14 protein-coding genes are annotated in these 17,562 nt (G+C 64.3%); 9 read left to right on the forward strand and 5 right to left on the reverse strand.

The genetic code is table 11. From position 1 onward, the window contains the following. Position 1: 1 nt before the first annotated feature. The 6 genes from ASG84_RS10000 to ASG84_RS10025 are packed head-to-tail and all read left to right on the forward strand — an operon-like array spanning position 2 to position 5,780. Positions 2-1,414 carry an MSMEG_0567/sll0787 family protein gene (locus ASG84_RS10000; RefSeq protein WP_082520907.1) on the forward strand — a complete coding sequence of 471 codons (1,413 nt, stop codon included), beginning with the start codon at positions 2-4 and terminating at the stop codon, positions 1,412-1,414. Continuing rightward, entirely contained in the window at positions 1,411-2,292 is an 882-nt protein-coding gene (locus tag ASG84_RS10005) for a carbon-nitrogen hydrolase family protein (RefSeq protein WP_057476869.1), read from the forward strand. The genes ASG84_RS10000 and ASG84_RS10005 overlap by 4 nt, the downstream gene beginning before the upstream one ends. After that, positions 2,285-2,575, forward strand: coding sequence for an MSMEG_0570 family nitrogen starvation response protein (locus tag ASG84_RS10010; protein WP_057476870.1), 291 nt, complete (start codon positions 2,285-2,287; stop codon positions 2,573-2,575). The genes ASG84_RS10005 and ASG84_RS10010 overlap by 8 nt, the downstream gene beginning before the upstream one ends. Then, entirely contained in the window at positions 2,572-3,864 is a 1,293-nt protein-coding gene (locus ASG84_RS10015) for an MSMEG_0569 family flavin-dependent oxidoreductase (RefSeq protein WP_057476871.1), read from the forward strand. Before ASG84_RS10010 ends, ASG84_RS10015 begins: the two co-directional genes overlap by 4 nt. Positions 3,865-3,870: 6 nt before the next feature. After that, positions 3,871-4,722, forward strand: coding sequence for a carbon-nitrogen hydrolase family protein (locus tag ASG84_RS10020; protein WP_057476872.1), 852 nt, complete (start codon positions 3,871-3,873; stop codon positions 4,720-4,722). Continuing rightward, complete coding sequence (locus ASG84_RS10025) at positions 4,719-5,780, forward strand: MSMEG_0565 family glycosyltransferase (RefSeq protein WP_057476873.1); 1,062 nt, start codon at positions 4,719-4,721, stop codon at positions 5,778-5,780. The genes ASG84_RS10020 and ASG84_RS10025 overlap by 4 nt, the downstream gene beginning before the upstream one ends. On the opposite strand, the gene ASG84_RS10030 is transcribed toward ASG84_RS10025, so the two are convergent. From ASG84_RS10030 to ASG84_RS10040, 3 genes are read right to left on the reverse strand one after another with little or no spacing between them, the layout of a single operon-like run. Beyond that, the gene (locus ASG84_RS10030) at positions 5,762-6,793 is read right to left on the reverse strand and encodes an adenylate/guanylate cyclase domain-containing protein (protein ID WP_057476874.1); all 1,032 of its coding nucleotides are present in this window, start codon (positions 6,791-6,793) and stop codon (positions 5,762-5,764) included. The genes ASG84_RS10025 and ASG84_RS10030 overlap by 19 nt on opposite strands. Then, positions 6,786-8,213 (reverse strand): HAD-IB family hydrolase, encoded by a 1,428-nt coding sequence (locus tag ASG84_RS10035; protein WP_057476875.1) that lies wholly within the window; start codon positions 8,211-8,213, stop codon positions 6,786-6,788. The genes ASG84_RS10030 and ASG84_RS10035 overlap by 8 nt, the downstream gene beginning before the upstream one ends. Further along, on the reverse strand, positions 8,210-10,507 hold the full coding sequence (locus tag ASG84_RS10040; protein ID WP_057476876.1) for a glycerol-3-phosphate 1-O-acyltransferase: 2,298 nt from the start codon (positions 10,505-10,507) through the stop codon (positions 8,210-8,212). Before ASG84_RS10040 ends, ASG84_RS10035 begins: the two co-directional genes overlap by 4 nt. 433 nt (positions 10,508-10,940) lie before the next feature. On the opposite strand from ASG84_RS10040, the gene ASG84_RS10045 reads away from it, so the two are divergent. After that, positions 10,941-11,669 (forward strand): DUF6319 family protein, encoded by a 729-nt coding sequence (locus tag ASG84_RS10045; protein ID WP_057476877.1) that lies wholly within the window; start codon positions 10,941-10,943, stop codon positions 11,667-11,669. A 66-nt stretch (positions 11,670-11,735) separates the two neighbouring features. Then, the gene (locus ASG84_RS10050; protein ID WP_057476878.1) at positions 11,736-12,392 is read left to right on the forward strand and encodes a hypothetical protein; all 657 of its coding nucleotides are present in this window, start codon (positions 11,736-11,738) and stop codon (positions 12,390-12,392) included. A gap of 84 nt (positions 12,393-12,476) precedes the next feature. Here ASG84_RS10050 and ASG84_RS10055 read toward each other — a convergent pair whose 3' ends face one another. Then, on the reverse strand, positions 12,477-13,049 hold the full coding sequence (locus tag ASG84_RS10055; RefSeq protein WP_162248326.1) for a TetR/AcrR family transcriptional regulator: 573 nt from the start codon (positions 13,047-13,049) through the stop codon (positions 12,477-12,479). Between the two features lie 235 nt (positions 13,050-13,284). On the opposite strand from ASG84_RS10055, the gene ASG84_RS10060 reads away from it, so the two are divergent. Further along, positions 13,285-15,444 carry an MFS transporter gene (locus ASG84_RS10060; protein WP_057476880.1) on the forward strand — a complete coding sequence of 720 codons (2,160 nt, stop codon included), beginning with the start codon at positions 13,285-13,287 and terminating at the stop codon, positions 15,442-15,444. A 190-nt stretch (positions 15,445-15,634) separates the two neighbouring features. Here ASG84_RS10060 and ilvD read toward each other — a convergent pair whose 3' ends face one another. After that, positions 15,635-17,350 (reverse strand): dihydroxy-acid dehydratase, encoded by a 1,716-nt coding sequence (gene ilvD / locus ASG84_RS10065; RefSeq protein WP_057476881.1) that lies wholly within the window; start codon positions 17,348-17,350, stop codon positions 15,635-15,637. Positions 17,351-17,562: the final 212 nt, after the last annotated feature.

Below are 17,562 nucleotides of genomic sequence, written 5' to 3' on the forward strand. Positions count from 1 at the left end.
GATGTACAGGGTGAACGCGCAGGATCTTGCCGGATTGTCTGGCGCTGCAACCACTGTCGTGGAGCCCGAGTTCATGGTCCAACCGTGCGACAGCCCGGCGCAACTGAGCTCGTACCGAGTGCTACGCAGGGAAACGTTCGTCGCCGAACAGGGCCTGTTCTCCGGCACCGATCGCGACGACATCGACGACGACCATCGCACTGTCGTTCTGATCGCCACCGATCGAGACGGCACCGTGCTCGGGGGAGTGCGTCTTGCTCCCTGTACTGCAACGGATCTGGGCTGGTGGGCCGGTGGTCGTCTGGTGGTGGCCGCTTCGGCGCGCACCTCCGGCGTCGGTCCTGCACTGGTTCGCGCAGCCTGTGCGCATGCCGAAAGCCGGGGCGTACTTCGTTTCGATGCAACCGTGCAGAAGCGCAACGAGAAGTTGTTCACCGGTCTCGGGTGGATCAGACGCGGCGACGTCGAGGTGGCCGGTACCCCACATGTGGCCATGTACTGGCCCATCGACCGCATCGAACGGCTGGTGTCGTCGACCAAAGCCATGCTCGCCGGCGTCCTCGCACCGCTGAAGGCGCAGCCACTCGGGCTCGGGGCCAAAGGCTTTCGAGGCGACGACGGGGTACCGGTACCGGGCAGCGACATGATCGCGGCCTGCGATGCAATCATTCCGTCGATGGTCGATCGCGACCCGGAATGGGCGGGGTGGTGCGCGGCCCTGGTGAATTTGAACGACCTGTCTGCCATGGGAGCGCGTGCCGTCGGGATGCTCGATTCCGTCGGTGCCCCCACACAGTCCCGGTTGACTCGTATCATTCGCGGACTCGCCAATGCTTCTGCGGCATGGCAAGTCCCGGTACTCGGTGGCCATACACAGGCCGGGGTGCCGTCCTCGCTGTCGGTCACTGCTCTGGGGCGCACTGCGAGCCCGGTGCGGGCCGGCGGTGGCAACGTCGGCGACCGGCTGACGCTCACCGCCGATATCGAAGGCGAATGGCGACGCGGATACTCCGGTCAGCAATGGGATTCGTCCTCGCGACGCAACACCGAAGAGCTGACGGCAATGGCGTCGTTCGTCGCCCGCACCGCACCCAAAGCAGCCAAGGACGTCTCGATGGCCGGCCTGGCCGGCACTACCGGGATGCTGGCCGAGGCAAGCGGAACCGGTGCAGTACTGGACATCTCCTCGATCCCGAAGCCCGGCACTGCGTCGATGGGCGAGTGGATCACGTGTTTTCCTGGGTTCGCGATGATCACCGCGGACCGTCCCGGTGCACTTGTTGCACCGTCCGGACCTGCACTGTCCGCAGTCTGCGGAGAGCTTACCGGTATTCCGGGCGTCGCGTTGCGATGGCCCGACGGAATCACCACTCGCGCGGTCACGTCCACCGTGACCGGATTGGGAGAAGCATGAACAACGTCACCATTTCCGTCGCCGCTGCCGAATTCGGCCGCGACATGGAACAGGGCTACGCCACCATCGCCGCATTGCTCGAGGAAGCGCGTAATCGTGGCAGTCAACTGCTCGTCCTTCCCGAAGCCTGCCTCGGCGGCTACCTGCCGAGCCTCGGTGGAGGCGACGAGACCGAGGAATCGCGACAGCGTCGACTGAAAGCACTGCCTCCGGCCCTCGAACTCGACGGACCCGAGATCAGGCGGGTCATCGACATGGCGGGCGACACCGTCGTCACCTTCGGCTTCTGCGAGAAGGACGGCGACACCCGCTACAACGCGGCAGTGACGGTCGACGGCAGCGGAATCCTCGGCTCGTACCGCAAGGTCCACCAGCCGCTCGGTGAAAACCTCTGCTACGACGCGGGAGACAGCTACTCGGCCTTCGATACTCCGGTCGGCCGAATGGGCATGCAGATCTGCTACGACAAGGGTTTCCCCGAGGCGGCCCGCGAACTCGCCCTCGACGGTGCCGAGATCGTCGCGTCCATATCCGCATGGCCGACGGCACGTACCGCGACCGTGGAGAACATGGAAGAGGATCGGTGGAAGCAGCGATTCGACATCTACGATCGCGCCCGTGCCCTCGAGAACCAGATCATCTGGGTCGCAGCAAATCAGGCCGGCACCTTCGGATCCTTACGATTCGTCTGCAGCGCCAAGATCGTCGGGCCCGGTGGGGAGATTCTCGCCGGAACCGGCGTCGAGCCGGGCCTGGCCACAGCTACCGTCGACGTCGATGCGCTCATCGGCGCGGCGCGTGGCGGCGGAATGTACAACCTGCGTGATCGCCGGCCGTCGGTCTACCGGACCATCACCAAGGAGCCGGTCCATGCCTGAGATGTCGTTTGTCGTTCGCTGGCCCGACGGACGCGAACAGTCCTGCTATTCACCCTCACTGGTGATGCACGACTATCTGACGCCCGGTGCGGAGTACCCGGTCGCGGAGTTCGTCGAGCGCACATCCGAGGCGCTGACGGTGGCGAGTGACCGAGTTCTCGCGAAGTTCGGTATGCGGTGCACGTCGGCCGCACAACAGATGGAAGAGATTCACGGTGTCAGTGCCTCGTATCAGGTCGGTGCCGTTCGCGTACTGAGTATGTCGGGGGCTGAATTGCTATGACCGATAATCACAGTGCAGTAGAACACCACTCCGTGATCGTCATCGGCGGCGGGCAAGCGGGCCTCTCGATCAGTTGGCATCTGACGCAACGCGGCATCGCACATGTTGTGTTGGAGCGCGATACGATCGCGCACGAGTGGAAGGACTCCCGCTGGGACAACTTCACTCTGGTGACGCCGAACTGGCAGTGCGCACTTCCCGGATACTCGTACGACGGTGACGATCCCGACGGATTCATGCAGCGCGACGAGGTGTACGCCTTTGTGCGCCGTTACGCCGAGAGCTTCGATGCACCGGTGCGAGAGCATGTTTCGGTGAATCAGGCCTTGCAATCAGCGGCGGGTGGCTTCGATCTGCAGACCTCTGCCGGAGCGATGCATGCCGACCAGATCGTCGTGGCGGTCGGTGGCTACCACATCCCCACTATCCCGCGATTCGCCGAGAAGTTGCCCCGTGACATCGTCCAGATCCACTCCTCCGAATACCGCGGGTCGCATCAGTTCCCCGACGGAGACGTACTGGTCGTCGGCACCGGCCAGTCCGGCGCGCAGATTGCGGAGGATCTGCACCTCGACGGACGCCGCGTTCACCTGGTCGCCGGCACCGCTCCCCGTGTCGCGCGTTTCTACCGCGGCCGCGACTGTGTCGCCTGGCTGCACGACATGGGCGTCTACGATGTCTCCATCGAAGATCAACCCGGTGGCGTCGGCAAACGCGAGAACACGAACCACTACGTCACCGGACGTGACGGTGGTCGAGACATCGACCTGCGTGCATTCGCCACCGAAGGGATGCGGCTCTACGGTCGCTTGCTCGGAGTCGAGGACGGCGTGTTGCAGTTCGCGCCCACGCTCGAGGCGTCCCTCGATGCTGCGGACCGTGTTGCCGAAAGCATCAAGGACAACATCGACGCTTACATCGAGCGCGAGGGCATCAGCGCGCCCACCGAGGAGCGCTACGTACCGGTGTGGCGTCCCGAGGCCGAGACCACCGAACTGAATCTCGCTACCACCGATATCACGGCGGTCGTCTGGTCGGTGGGCTTCCGTACCGATTACCGCTGGCTGAAGGTGGGGGCTTTCGACGGCGAGGGCCACCCGACGCACAACCGCGGCGTTACATCCGTTCCCGGCCTGTATTTCCTGGGCCTGCCCTGGCAGCACACGTGGGGTTCGGGACGTTTCGCCTCGGTGGCCCGGGATGCCGCATTCCTGGCCGATCAGATCGGCCTCGAGATCAGCGCCGCGAAGTCGCAGACATCGGTGCAACCCCAGAGCCAGATGGCCTGATCGGTCGTGGCCCCCATCAAGATCGGAGCGCTGGCAGCGCATTTCGGCAGAGATGTCGACCGGGCCGTACTGAAGATCACCACGATCATCTCCAGTGCGGCCCGAGAGGGTATCGATCTCCTGGTGCTGCCCGACGCCTCCCTCGGGGGCTACATCGACAGTCTGAGCAATCCGGATCCCGCAGAGTTGCCGCCGACGCTCGATCCGGATGGTCCCGAGCTGGCCGCGATCATGGCCGCGGCGGGGGACATGACCGTCTGCATCGGCTACACCGAGTTGTCGAAAGGCCTGCGGTACAACGCTGCTGCATGCCTGACGGGAGACGGGATTCTCGGTAGTCACCGCAAGGTGCATCAGCCACTCGGAGAGTCCTTGGCCTATGCGGCCGGTGACCGGTTCGAGGCCTTCGATACTCCGGTCGGGCGGATGGGCATGCTGATCGACTACGACAAGACGTTCCCGGAATCGGCGCGGGCATTGGCGCTCGATGGCGCGAGAATCATTGCGGCACTGTCGGCGTGGCCCGCCAGCGTGACCGATCGGGCGTCCTCACTGCCGAACGATCGGCAGTCGCGCCTGTTCGATCTGTACGACGCCGCCAGGGCCGCGGAGAATCAGGTGGTGCTGGTGTCGTCGAACCAGACCGGGGTGATGGGGTCGTTACGCTTCCTGGGTCAAGCGAAGATCGTCGGACCCGGTGGTGACGTCCTCGCAAAAACGTGGTCCAAAGGCGGCCTGGCCGTGCACGAGATCGATGTCGACGCCGAAGTGGATCGAGCCCGCAGAGGGCTGCACCACCTCGCCGAACGTCGCGTCGACGCTTACCCCAATTTGTTGCAGGAGAAGCCGGATCAGTGAAGATCGCCCTGTTGACCTACTCGTCCAAACCGCGTGGCGGTGTGGTGCACACCCTGGCCTTGGCCGAGGCGCTGGCGCGGTCCGGGCAGGACGTCTCGGTGTGGTCTCTCGGCCGCGGCGGCGACAGTGAGTTCTTTCGTACGGTCGACCCGGCCGTCACCGTGCGAATGGTGCCGTTCCCTCAGCGGGAGAACGAAAGTGTCGGTCAGCGGATACTGCGTTCGATAGACGTTCTGCGACAGGCGTTCACACCGGACGACTACGATATCGTCCACGCTCAGGACTGCATCTCCGCAAACGCTGTCGGTCGGTGTATCAGGACCATCCATCATCTCGACGAGTTCACCACCCCCGAGCTGGCAGCGTGTCACGAACGCGCGATCACCGCGCCCTACGCGCGAATCTGTGTATCGGCAGCGGTGGCGAGCGATGTTCATCGAGGATGGGGACTCGAACCCACAGTCATTCCCAACGGCGTCGCAGCCGAGAGATTCACTGCCGCAGCGCAGTCCGGTCGAACTCACTGGCGTAGCAAACTCGGCCGATACGTGCTGGCCGTCGGCGGTATCGAACCGCGCAAGGGCAGTCTCGATCTGCTCGACGCATTCGCAGGTCTGCTCGAGCACAACGTGAAACTGGTGTTCGCGGGCGGCGAGACGCTGTTCGACTATCGCGACTATCGGACCGAATTCGATTGCCGCGCAGTAGAACTTGGTATCGAGCCGGTGATACTCGGAACCGTCGACGATGACGAGCTGCCGCACCTCGTGGCGCAGGCCGCTGTGCTGCCGTTCTTCTCCACGAAGGAAGGCTTCGGCCTCGCTGCCATGGAGGCGCTGGCCGCGTCGATTCCGGTGGTGGCGCGTGATCTGCCGGTACTGCGAGAAGTATTCGGAGACAGCGTGATCTACGCGTCGTCCGTGGCGGCCATGTCGAGGGAGCTGGAACGTGCCCTGCGCGAACCGCTGGATCCACTACCGGGACTGGCGCTGGCGCACAGCCTCACCTGGGACGAGGCTGCGCGTCGACACGTCGAGTTCTACTCCTCGGTCTTGTGACGGCCGCGTTTGTTGCGTTCGAGTCGATGAGGCTTGAGCTTGTGAAAACCCTTGACCCTCAGTGAGCGAACCGATTTCAGGTAGAACTCGGAATCGGGACGCAGCTCCTCCGTCATGACCGTGTCGACCAGCGTCGTTCCGGGATAGGCAGAACTGGTCAGCCGGGCGGCCATGTTCACCACCGAGCCGTACAGGTCACCGTACCGGGCCAGAACCGGGCCCCAGGCCAGCCCGACCCGCAGGTCCGGCATGTCTTCCTGTTCGTTGAACGCGTCCTGGAGGTCGAGAGCGATGTGGGCGGCGTCCTCGGGGGTCTGCGCGCTGAACATCACCTCGTCACCGACGTTCTTGATCACCGAACCACGCCCGCGCGCAATGATATTGGTCGCCAGAGACTCGAACTCCTCGAGCAGCGTCGTCAACTCGCCGATGTCGAGCCGACGTGTCAGGCTGGTGTAGCCCACCATGTCGGCGAACCCGACCGCCATCGTGGGGCTTTCGGTGGCGTCGTCGGGCGCGGCGATGGATCGACCGGCGGCAGCGGCGAGGTGGCGTCGCCAGGTGTATCCCTGGAGGGCTTCGAGGGTGGGGACGGTTTCTGCGGCAATGGCTCGGGCATTGCGCCGGATCGCATCGATGTCGTTCCGGTCGTCGTCGCTGTCTATGATTCGCTCGAGTATGTGAGAGTTCACAACGCCCACTTGCCATTCCGCGAGCCTGGACATGGATTGGCCGAGCGTCCGTGCGATCGCGACCTCCATTTCGGGCTTGATCACCTTCTGCGCGGTGAGCGCAGTGATCAGCTTCAGAGCTTCCAGATCGGCGTCGGTGTAGACGAGTGCCTCGGTGTCGGTTTGGACAGGGAAACCCATGCCGATCCACAGGGCGATGACCCGCTCGAGTGGAATGCCGGACTTCTCGACGATGTCCGCACGGGTGTACTTGGGCTCGCCGCCCAGAAGATTCCGTTCGATCTCCGTCTGTACCACCGAGTTGATCTGGTTCTCAGGCATATCCCAACGTTCTGTCGAAATAGGAACGAACATCGTCCACGTACTCGTCGATCTTGTCGGGCTCCCAGTCCGTGGTGGGGATGGGCTCGCCGACGGTGACCTTGACCGTACCGGAGTGGACGGTGAAATCCTTTTTCCACATCACGTCACCCGCATTGTGGATGACGATGGGCACGATGGGCACACCCGCCTGCATAGCCAGGTGGAAGCCGCCCTTCTTGAATCGGCCGAGACGTGACGTCGGCATACGCGTCCCCTCGGGGGCGATGGCGACGGAGATACCGCTGTGCAGTTTGTCGATTGCGGGGCGCATCGCCTCGCGTGCTTGTGAGGGATCACCACGATCGACGTAGGCGACGTCGAAGATCCTGCCCAGCAGTGCAAATCGTGGGTCGCGCTCGAGCTCGCGCTTCGCCACGGCGGTGATGTCTCGCCGCAGGATCGACGTGACGATGATCGAGTCGGCGGTGCTCTGGTGGTTGAACATGAAGACGGCCGGGCGGGCCGACCAGGCATTTTCGGTACCGGTGACGTCGAGCTTCACGCCGGCGATGGTCAGTGCGATATCCGGAGCGATGGTGCTGGTGATGTTCGCGCCGTTGCGCCTGCTCCGGGTCAGAATGCCCAGCCCGAGTCCGATGGACGCGCTCGCCAGTACCGAACCCAGAGCGGCAGTGCTCCGGACGGCCGAGGTGAGGTCGGTGCCGCGCTTGGGCTGATCCAACGTCAGCGACGGCCATTTCTTCTTGGCGGCATAGCGCGCGAGATCGGGGTCGGGGTTGAGGGCGACGGGTCGTCCCACGGCCTCGAGCAGCGGGACGTCCTCACCGCCGTTGGAGTAGGCGAAGCAGCCCGCCAGGGCGATGCCCTCGCGTTCGGCGTAGTCGATCGCTGCCTGAGCCTTGCGCGGACCCCACAGTGAATCGCCGACGAGTTCGCCGGTGAGAATGCCGTCGGTGACCACCGGGGTGGTACACAGCAATTCCTCGAACATCATGTCCTGCTGCACCGGCAGAGCCTGGTAAGGCGTGGCAGAGGTAGCCATCACCAGGCGGTGCCCGGCATGCCGGTGTGCCTCGACGAGAGCGCGGGCCTGGGGGTAGATCATCGGCGCAATCTCGTTGCGGAACAGCGTGTCTGCTTGTTCCATCAGATCGTCCTCCCGACGGCCCTCCAGACCGCGGACGGCCTTGCCCATCAAATTGTCGACGGGGGAGTTACGCATCCGCATCTCGACGACGGCACTGGAGATCTCCCACAGCTCCTTCACCGTCACGTCGAGGGTCTTGAGACGTTCGAGAAAGACTGCGCGGGCAGAGAATCCGTTGATCAGGGTGCCATCGAGATCGAAGAATGCCACGGTGTCTCGGCCCGGTGGTGCGGCGGCGATCGCGATCAATCGATCGTCGAACTCGGTCATGAATTGTTCTCCTCGGGGGCCGAGATCGGTTCAACCGCTCGCAGCATCTGGTGGGCCATGTCTCGGATGGTGCGAACCTTGCGGGCCCACTCGTCGATCTCGAGTGCGAAGTCTCTGCGCCGGCGTGCGACACCGTCGGAGCTCGAGTCGACGAGATCCCGGTTCTCGGCCAATTGCAGGGCAGTGTCGAACAATTCGCCGGAAATGGCCTCGCTGTGATCGAGTTGCTGACGCAATCGCCTGGCCTGAGCGGCACCGAGGCATTCCGCGATGAACTTGGGCTTGTCGAACTCGCCGCTCTGCGGCAGCAGCATCAGCTGATCTGCCACCACCTGGTACGCCTCGAAGATCGGCTGCAATACGCGGTGCGCCAGATGCAGATCCTGTGACTGCAGTTGGTGCGCAGCATAATCGGGGTCACTGATCTTGGTTCGCCAGTCCGGGTCGATCAGGTCGACCTCGGACTCCAGTCGTTGCCCGAAGTCCTTCTTGTCGCCGAAGAAGAACTCGAACTTGAGCAGATCGCGCAATTGGAGCGCCGACTGCCACAGCGACTCCTCCGTCAGAGGTGCCGAGTCGCCGCTGGTCGGTAGTACCACCAGTTCTCCGATGGCACGCATGACGAAGAAGTGAATCGCGTTGTTGCGGAAGAACGCTGCGACCAGATGCTTGTCCTGTGCGAGATAGAACAGTGGCTCGGGACCGTCGTCGAAACGCTTAACCACGTTGGCGTTGACCTGAGCGACGACGGCCGAACGCACCACGTCGACGTCGGCGATGTCGACGCCGCCCGCGGTGGGCAGGTTGCGACGCTTGATGTAGCGAGCAAGCGGGGCGATGATGGCCCACATCTCGTTGACGTTGAGTGCGCGATCTTCGATGCCCAGCAGTGCCATCGTGACCAGGGCAGCCGGGGTCACCGGGGTGGCGTCGTTGATCGCATGAGAAACGCCGAGGGCGATCTTCTGGACCGCGACGCGCTTGTCGGGGTTCTCGGCGACGATCGACGCCACCGACATCGGTTCGCCGAAGTTCAGATACACGTTGCCGCGCAACGTGCCCTGCGCACGGATGTACCCGATGGCCATCCGAATGCCCTCGGCCTGCTTCTTCGCCCCGTGCGATTCCTCGGCCATCGCGCCGACCTCGTGCAGACGGTCGTAGGTGATCGACGTCGGAACCAGATAGACGTCCTCTGCGTCGCTCGACTCGAGGGCGTCGACCAGGTAGGTGAGCAGTCCGAACCTCGGGGGACGCAGCTTGCCGGTGCGGCTGCGTCCGCCTTCGATGTACCACTCGAGGTTGAACCGCTTGCTCAGCAGAAAACTCATGTACTGACGCAGCGTCCACTTGTAGATCGCGTCGGAGAACTTGCGCTGAATGAGTACGACGCCACTGCGTTTGGCGATCGGACCCAGCGGCCAGAAGCCGACGTTGATACCGCCCATGACGTGATTGAGCGGCAGGCCCTCGGCCAGGAGCGCCGGGCGTAGCACGAGTGGGTCGAGGTAGGAACGGTGATTGGGGAGGAACACCAACGGATAGTTCTTGTTGAGTTCGCGGACTTTCTGCAACTGATCGCGATCGACGTCCACCTTGTATGCCCGCGAGAAATAGGCCCCGAGGGTGCCCCACATCTCCACTGCCCGACGGGTCTCGGTTGCGACCATCTCGCCGAGAATGTCGTTGACGCGCTTGTCGACTGCATCGCGGTCCTGGCCGACCTCGTCCGCGAGCGCGGTGATGCCGTCGCGGAACTTCTTCTGCTCCGTCATGTCCTCGACGACGAACCGCGGAATCTTGTACTCGGAGCCGATGACGCCACGCTCGGCCTTGTCCAACGCCAGACTGGCCTGGCGCAGGATGAACGACGAGAGCGAGGTGCCGCCGCCCCGTTCGAAGCGATCCTGCAGATCGCGGAGAGTCGCGGGTTCGCCGACCAACACCGCCGAATGGTCGGGATCGTCGTTCGCCACCCACCTCTGCCATACCTGGGTGGGCTTAGACCGACCACGCGGAGCGAAGATGCGGTGCAGAATGCCGTTCTTACGATCGGACAACGTCACGCGCAACGGGATGAGGAGTGGATCGTCGGCGTATCCGCGAACGCTTTCCGCCAGTGAGGTTCTCGCTTCACCGGACAATACGACCGACGGCGGCCTGGGCTCGCCGTCGGGGGTGGTCGCATCGATCCACTGATTCAGAGCCTGAACCTCGAGGGTGGATTTGGCGTCGAGCAAATACACGTGCGGACCGTCGCTGACCGACTGTTCGTCCGCGTCGAGGTGGTACATCGAGGCTCCTGTTCCGTGCCCGCAGTAGAAGGCACGGTCGCCAGGCTACGCGGGAGATACCGGCCGCGAGGGTGGTTCGGTGAGGTCTTAGCGGGACCGAATTTCGAGGGTGGCGCGCACGGCTACCTGCCGGTAGTGAATGTGACGTCCAGTGCTCTGGAGTGGAGCCTGCGGAACGACCGCAAGCACTTGTCGGGGAGTGAATGTCACGTCGAGTGGACTCGGCGGGCGCTCGAAAGTGCCGTCGTATAAAGTTGTGTGCATCGGCCTTCTCGGCCACCCTAATCTAAGTGTTAATCCAAGTAACAGTTACTTGCGGTTACAGTTACTTGGATTAACAGACACTCTTCCGCTCCTCGCGCCTGGTCGATGACATCGGGCGAGTATCTGTGCGACAGTATTCGCAAACACTTTCGAGAGAGGCCGGTAGTCGATGCCACCCCGTGGGCGCGCCGTGAACGATTCGTTGACCCCAGAGAATCTGACGACGCTGGCTGCGGCGCTCGCCGAGGGGCGTCGGGCCACCGTCTATCTCCGCGAACCGAACCCCAGCCTCGGACTGCCCGACGGTACGTCGGCGAAGGTGGTGTCGATCGACGGCAACACAGTCACGATCAGCCCCAAGGGCGTCAACGACGAACTGCCCTACGAGGCAGAGGAATTACGCATCACCCGCACCGCTGCGTCCCCGCCGGCACCGGCCAAGCGCGTCCCTGCGAAGAAGGTGGCGCCGCCCTCGGCGGCCGGCCCGGCCCGCACGGAAGCGGCACCGGCAAAGCCGATAACAGCGCCGGTACCTGCGAAGTCCGTGGTGGATCAACCGAAGGCCGTGGTGGAACAAACCAGGGCGCAGCCGCAACAGCAGGCGGCTCGTCGCGCCAAGAAGGCTCCAGGTGGGGTCAGCGTCACTATTCACGCCGGTGCCGAGAACGATTGGTCGGTCACGGTCACCCAGGGCGCGAAGCGGCCCACCAAGGCGCAACCGGTGAGTCCGGAGTCGGTGAGCAGGGCCGTGCGAGAGTTGGGCGACCCCATTGCGCGCGATGCAGTCGAGGCCGTCATCTCCCACGCGCGCGAGGAGGCTGCTCGACGTGTCGCAGAACTGAGCCGTCAACTAGAGGAAGCGCGCACGACGCTTGCAGCCCTCGAGCAGGACGTATGAACCACTCACTCGTGTTCGTACACCTGTTGTTGCTAGGGTTCTGCCGACACCGCTGAGAGGGAGTACATGTTCAAGAAATTCATGCTCGTCGTCGTGGGGGCGGCTGCAATCGTAGCCAGCGTCGGCGTGGGGACCGCATCCGCGGCCACTCCAGCAGCTCTCGGCGGCGGCTCGGGAATCATCGTCGGAGGTCAGGCCGAGTGCACGCTGACCACGATCGGTAACGACCGCAACGGAAATCTCGTCGGCTTCACCGCCGGCCACTGTGGCCAAGCGGGTGCCTCGATCGTCCCCGAGTACGACACCTCTCTCGGCGAGGTCGGCCGCATCGCGTTCTCCAACCCGGAGTACGACTACGCCGTCATCGAATTCCAGCGTGACAAAGTTGCACCGATCAACCGCGTCGGCAACGTGACCATCTCTCAGGTCGGCCCGCCGACGGCGTTCCCGAACATCGTCTGCAAGGAAGGCCGTACCACCGGCAACACCTGCGGCCTCGCGTACGGCGACATTCTGCAGTCGCAGGAGACCTGGGCTCAGCTGTGCGTCGTCGAAGGTGACTCGGGCAGCCCGGTCGTCGTCGGCAACACCCTCGTCGGAATGGTCAACGCCTACCTGGGCGTGGCGTGCTTCGGCCCCGAGGTCGGCACCAACTTCGACGCGATCCTTCGCAACGTCGACCAGGGCAACGGACTCGGCGCAGGATTCGTCCCCGCTCCCTGACAGTCCCCAGTTCGCACCGAGTGTCCCGCCCGAGCAATACGTTGCTCGGGCGGGACATTGGTCGTTTCGAAGGTGTCGGAGTTGTCAGCGGGCGCGTGCTGACGAGTCGAACGCCCGAACGTCGGCGACGATTCGTTCCGCATCGTCCGGGGCGATCCCCAGCAGAACAAGGCTCGACGTCGTGGCGGCCCCAGCCGGGTCGCTGAGCAGTCCGGCGTTGGTGGCGTCGAGGATCGACAGCGCAATCGCCTCGATGTTGAGGATGAGTACCTCTGCGGCCTGATACGAGGAGAACACGCCCTCGCGCTGGCCGCGCCGGATGACGGCGGCGGCCGCTTCGCGCATCGGCCCGAGAAGGTTGTGAATACCGTTGTGGCCCAAATCTGTTCGTGCAACAGCGAGGAGCAGGCGGTATTGGTCACCCACGCGTGTGAGGGCCAACGTCTGCCGGACGAAGACCGTCACGGCCGATTCGTCGGCGGCGGGAACGCGGCCGAGAGCCGCCGAGATACTGTCGGCCGCCTCCAGGGCAATACCGTCGATCAGGGCTTCGCGAGACGCGAAGTGGGCGTATACGGTTCGCCGAACCACCCCTGCCGCGGCGGCGACGTCGTTGATGGTTGCGTCCGGATTGTCCGCCAACACCCGTTGTGCCACATCGAGAATTCTCGCTCGGTTCGACCGGGCGTCACGGCGCTGCACGGGCGGCGCTGCGGCACCCCGTGCAGTCGATCTCGACTCCGTCGTCTTACGCACAGGTCAACAACTAGCACGATCGTGTGCGGAGAGTGTGGCTGCCGCCACAAAAGATTGCCGATCTTAGACGATTCTTCTTAAGCTGCACAGCACTGTGCAAGGTGTGTCGGCACTTTGCCAACGGGGGGGGAACACAATGACGTTGCTTGCGATGACGCCTGTCCAAGATATGCACAAACCGTATCCACGACGCTGGTCGGCACTGGTGGTCTTGTGCCTGAGCCTGCTGATCGTGGTCATGGCCAACACATCTCTGTTGGTCGCGGCACCGTCGATGACTCTCGACCTGAGTCTGACGAGCAGCGACCTGCAATGGGTGATAGACGGATACACCGTTCCCTACGCGTCGCTGATGCTTCTGTGCGGTGTGATCGGCGATCGCTACAGCCGCCGTGGGGCACTGATTCTGGGGTTGATCATTTTCGTAGCGGGTTCGATCGCCGGGGCACTCACCGATGCCACCCTCGGCGTCATCCTGGCGCGCATCGTCATGGGAGTCGCCGCGGCGATCGTCATGCCCGCCACCCTGTCGTTGCTGGTCGCCACGTTCCCCAAGCGGGAGCGTGCCACCGCCGTCACCGTATGGGCGGCTACCTCGGGACTCGCCATCGCAGCCGGACCACTGCTGGCGGGTTGGCTCCTCGAGAGCTTCACCTGGCATTCGACTTTCCTGATCAATGTTCCTATTGCGTTGGCGGCCATCGTCGGAGCGGTCATCCTGGTTCCGCCGTCGCGGGCCGTCGAGCCCGGCGCGATCGACTGGGTCGGTGGACTGCTGTCGGTCCTGGCCGTGTCGACTGTCGTCTACGCCATCATCGAGGGTATGCACTTCGGCTGGACCGTCGGACCGCTGTACTTCGGTCTCGTCGGTCTGCTGTCGATCGTCGGCTTCGTGGGATGGGAACTGCGCCATCCCAATCCGTTGCTCGACGTCCGAATGTTCTCCTCACGCATCCTCGGCGGCGCGACCCTCGCAGTGCTGGTGTTCTTCCTGGTCACGTTCGGTGCGATCTACTTCGTCGCCCAGTACCTCCAGTTCGCCCTGGGGTACGGTCCGGTCTCCACCGGCGTGCACCTCTTGCCGTTGGCCGGCGCAGTCTTCGTCGGATCCGGAATCACGATGTGGCTCACGCCCAAGTTCGGACCCCGCATCACCGTGACCGCAGGCATGATCGTGGGGACGCTGTCGGTTATCTCGCTGATCGGAATCGATCCGACTGCAACGTATTCCGACTTCCTGCCCGTACTGACTCTGCTCGGCCTGGCGATCGGCTTGTCGGTATCGCCGTGCACCGACGCCATCATGGGAGAGTTTCCGGACAGCAAGCTCGGGGTGGGCGGCGGACTCAACGACACAGCGCTCGAACTCGGCGGTTCACTCGGAATCGCTGTACTCGGTTCGGTGCTCGCCGCGTCCTATCGCCAGGGAATCGAAGGCTTCCTGCAGACCTTCCCCGGTAAGCAACCGAACGGCCAGTACACCGGACAGGCAGCGGAAGGGCTTGCTGCGTCGCAGGATTCGCTGGCCGGAGCGGTGATCGTATCCGACATCATCCGGGCCCAGAACGCGTTTCTCAGCGGGTTTGCAGACAATCTGCAGGCCAACGCGGTCGCCGCGTTCAGCGAGGCAGTGGCGCACACCAGCCTCGTTGCCGCCGTGGTGTTCGGCGTCGGCACGGTCATCGTGGCGGTGCTCATCCCGTCGCGAAGCGCAGCGCTGGCGACATCGTCGGAGAGGATCGCGTTCGAGCCGATCGTGCCGTTCGTCGCACCGCCGGCCAGGGATGGAGCGGCCGACCGCGAGGTGGCCGAGCTCGAGCAGCTCTTGGAGCGGCCGTCGGCCGAGAAGATCGACAAGTCCAGTGCTCGGCACGCGCTACGTGCCGCCGAGGAAGACGCACCGAAGGTCGGCCCGAAGACTGTGCCGGGCCGCACCGTGGCCGAGCCTGCTCTGGTGGACGCAGAACTCGAACGTCCCAGCATCTACCAACTGGCCTCGAAGGTATACGAACTCGATGCTTCGGTTGCCAGACAAGCCAGGGCGGACGCCAAGTCCGGCGACCGGGTGACCATCCATCAGCTCGCCGTGTCGAATCTGGCGCGCACTCGACGCGTAGAGGCGGAGGAAGCCCTCGATGCCGCACTCGAATTGAGCGATCTCCCGGTTGCGCCCGCGCCGGAGCCGGTCCAGCCCGCTGCTCCGTTGCAGACCTTCTACCAGAGGGCGAGCAAGCAACACGCGAACTGCACCGAATTCAAGGAACGCTCGAGCTCGATGTGGGCAATGCCGCTGTAGCTCTCCCTGCTCGCCCCCAACCCCACTCGCCCCCGCCCCCCACTCCGGATCAATGTGCCTTTGTTGCACTCTGACCGACTGAAATCCACATTGATCCCAATCCCGGGACCGGATAGTCGGAAGGGAAGGGGCGGAGGGGAGGGCGGCGGGCGAAGGGCGGGTGACCGGGGGCGGGGAGCAGAAATGAGTGCTAGATCAGCACCGCACCGTTCGAGGCCGATCCCACGAGCTTCGAGTACTTCGCCAGCACACCACGGGTGTAGCGCGGGGGCAGCGGAGCCCAGCCCTCTGCGCGGGACTCGAGTTCGGCTGCGTCGACCAACAGATCGAGAGTGCCCTTGCCGACGTCGAGTCTGATCTGGTCGCCGTCGCGGACGAAAGCGATGGGACCGCCGTCGACGGCCTCGGGGGCAACATGTCCGACGCACAGGCCGGTGGTGCCGCCGGAGAACCGTCCGTCGGTGAGCAGCAGGACATCTTTGCCGAGGCCCGCGCCCTTGATCGCTCCGGTGATGGCGAGCATCTCCCGCATTCCCGGCCCGCCCTTGGGGCCTTCGTAGCGGATGACCACAACGTCGCCCGCCGCGATGGTGCCGTCTTCCAGAGCATCCATTGCTGCGCGTTCACGCTCGAAAACTCGTGCGGTACCGACGAATACGTCGGAATCGAAGCCTGCGGACTTGACGACGGCTCCGCCCGGAGCGAGTGAGCCCTCGAGGATGGTGATGCCGCCGGTCGGGTGGATCGGCTTGTCGAGTGCGCGCAGCACCTTGCCGTCGGGGTCGGGCGGTGCGATGTGAGCAAGGTTCTCCGCCACGGTCTTTCCGGTGACCGTCATGCAGTCGCCGTGCATCAGGCCGGCGTCGAGCAGAGCCTTCATCACGACGGGTACTCCGCCGATGGCGTCGACGTCGGTCATGACGTGCTTGCCGAACGGCTTGACGTCCGCCAGGTGGGGAACCTTTGCGCCGACGCGGGTGAAGTCGGCGAGGGTCAGCTCCACCTGTGCTTCGTGGGCGATGGCAAGCAGGTGCAGGACGGCGTTGGTGGAGCCACCGAAGGCCATGACGACGGCGATGGCGTTCTCGAAGGCTTCCTTGGTGAGGATGTCGCTGGTGCGGATGCCGCGTCGGAGAAGGTCGACGACGGCCTCGCCGCTGGCGTGTGCGAATCCGTCGCGTCGACGGTCCGGGGCGGGCGGAGAGGCGCTGCCGGGCAGCGACATTCCCATTGCTTCGGCTGCGCTGGCCATCGTGTTGGCGGTGTACATTCCGCCGCAGGCACCTTCGCCGGGGCAGATGGCGCGTTCGATGGTGTCGACGTCGGCGCGCGACATCAATCCCCGTGAACAGGCGCCGACTGCCTCGAAGGCGTCGATGATCGTCACCTGGTGCTCGCTGCCGTCGGACAGGGTAGCGAAGCCGGGCAGCGTGGAACCGGCGTAGAGGAACACGCTCGCCAGGTCCAGACGTGCTGCGGCCATGAGCATTCCGGGCAGTGACTTGTCGCAGCCGGCGAGCAGGACCGAGCCGTCGAGCCGCTCCGCGCTGATGACGGTTTCGACGCTGTCGGCGATGACCTCACGGGAGACCAGCGAGAAGTGCATGCCCTCGTGGCCCATCGAGATGCCGTCGGATACCGAGATGGTGCCGAATTCGAGCGGATAACCGCCGGCGGCGTGGACGCCCTTCTTGACGGCCTTCGCGAGGCGCTCGAGCGAGAGGTTGCAGGGGGTGATCTCGTTCCACGACGACGCCACGCCGATCTGGGATTTGCCCCAGTCGTCGTCGCCCATGCCGACGGCGCGGAGCATGCCGCGCGCTGCCGTCTTCTCCAGTCCGTCGGTGACGTCGCGGCTGCGCGGTTTGACGTCGATGTCTTCGGGGGGATTGTGCGGGGTCGTCATGACTCTCCTGAGCGGTCGGCGGACGTGGATCCTGGTTCGCGTTCTCAGGTTCCGCTCCTGAGTCGCATTCTTCGTCAACAGTAAACCTGTGGTTGCCGCCGTCGATCGGCCTGCACCCAACTCCTCTGTCTTTAGTGCCCTCCATCGAGTGACGAACGGCCCTGTCGAGCACCACGTGCTCGGGGCGACAGTGGTCTGGAGTCAACCGCATC

This window comes from Rhodococcus sp. Leaf278 (assembly GCF_001426085.1).
Lineage (GTDB): Bacteria > Actinomycetota > Actinomycetes > Mycobacteriales > Mycobacteriaceae > Rhodococcoides.

Bases quoted from the DNA above. Each gene is read 5' to 3' on its own strand.
- ASG84_RS10040 (WP_057476876.1), bottom strand. From the start codon at position 10,507: ATGTACCACCTCGACGCGGACGAACAGTCGGTCAGCGACGGTCCGCAC.
- ASG84_RS10045 (WP_057476877.1), top strand. From the start codon at position 10,941: ATGCCACCCCGTGGGCGCGCCGTGAACGATTCGTTGACCCCAGAGAAT.
- ASG84_RS10005 (WP_057476869.1), top strand. From the start codon at position 1,411: ATGAACAACGTCACCATTTCCGTCGCCGCTGCCGAATTCGGCCGCGAC.
- ASG84_RS10010 (WP_057476870.1), top strand. From the start codon at position 2,285: ATGCCTGAGATGTCGTTTGTCGTTCGCTGGCCCGACGGACGCGAACAG.
- ilvD (WP_057476881.1), bottom strand. From the start codon at position 17,350: ATGACGACCCCGCACAATCCCCCCGAAGACATCGACGTCAAACCGCGC.
- ASG84_RS10000 (WP_082520907.1), top strand. From the start codon at position 2: ATGTACAGGGTGAACGCGCAGGATCTTGCCGGATTGTCTGGCGCTGCA.
- ASG84_RS10035 (WP_057476875.1), bottom strand. From the start codon at position 8,213: ATGACCGAGTTCGACGATCGATTGATCGCGATCGCCGCCGCACCACCG.
- ASG84_RS10015 (WP_057476871.1), top strand. From the start codon at position 2,572: ATGACCGATAATCACAGTGCAGTAGAACACCACTCCGTGATCGTCATC.
- ASG84_RS10060 (WP_057476880.1), top strand. From the start codon at position 13,285: ATGACGTTGCTTGCGATGACGCCTGTCCAAGATATGCACAAACCGTAT.
- ASG84_RS10030 (WP_057476874.1), bottom strand. From the start codon at position 6,793: ATGCCTGAGAACCAGATCAACTCGGTGGTACAGACGGAGATCGAACGG.
- ASG84_RS10050 (WP_057476878.1), top strand. From the start codon at position 11,736: ATGTTCAAGAAATTCATGCTCGTCGTCGTGGGGGCGGCTGCAATCGTA.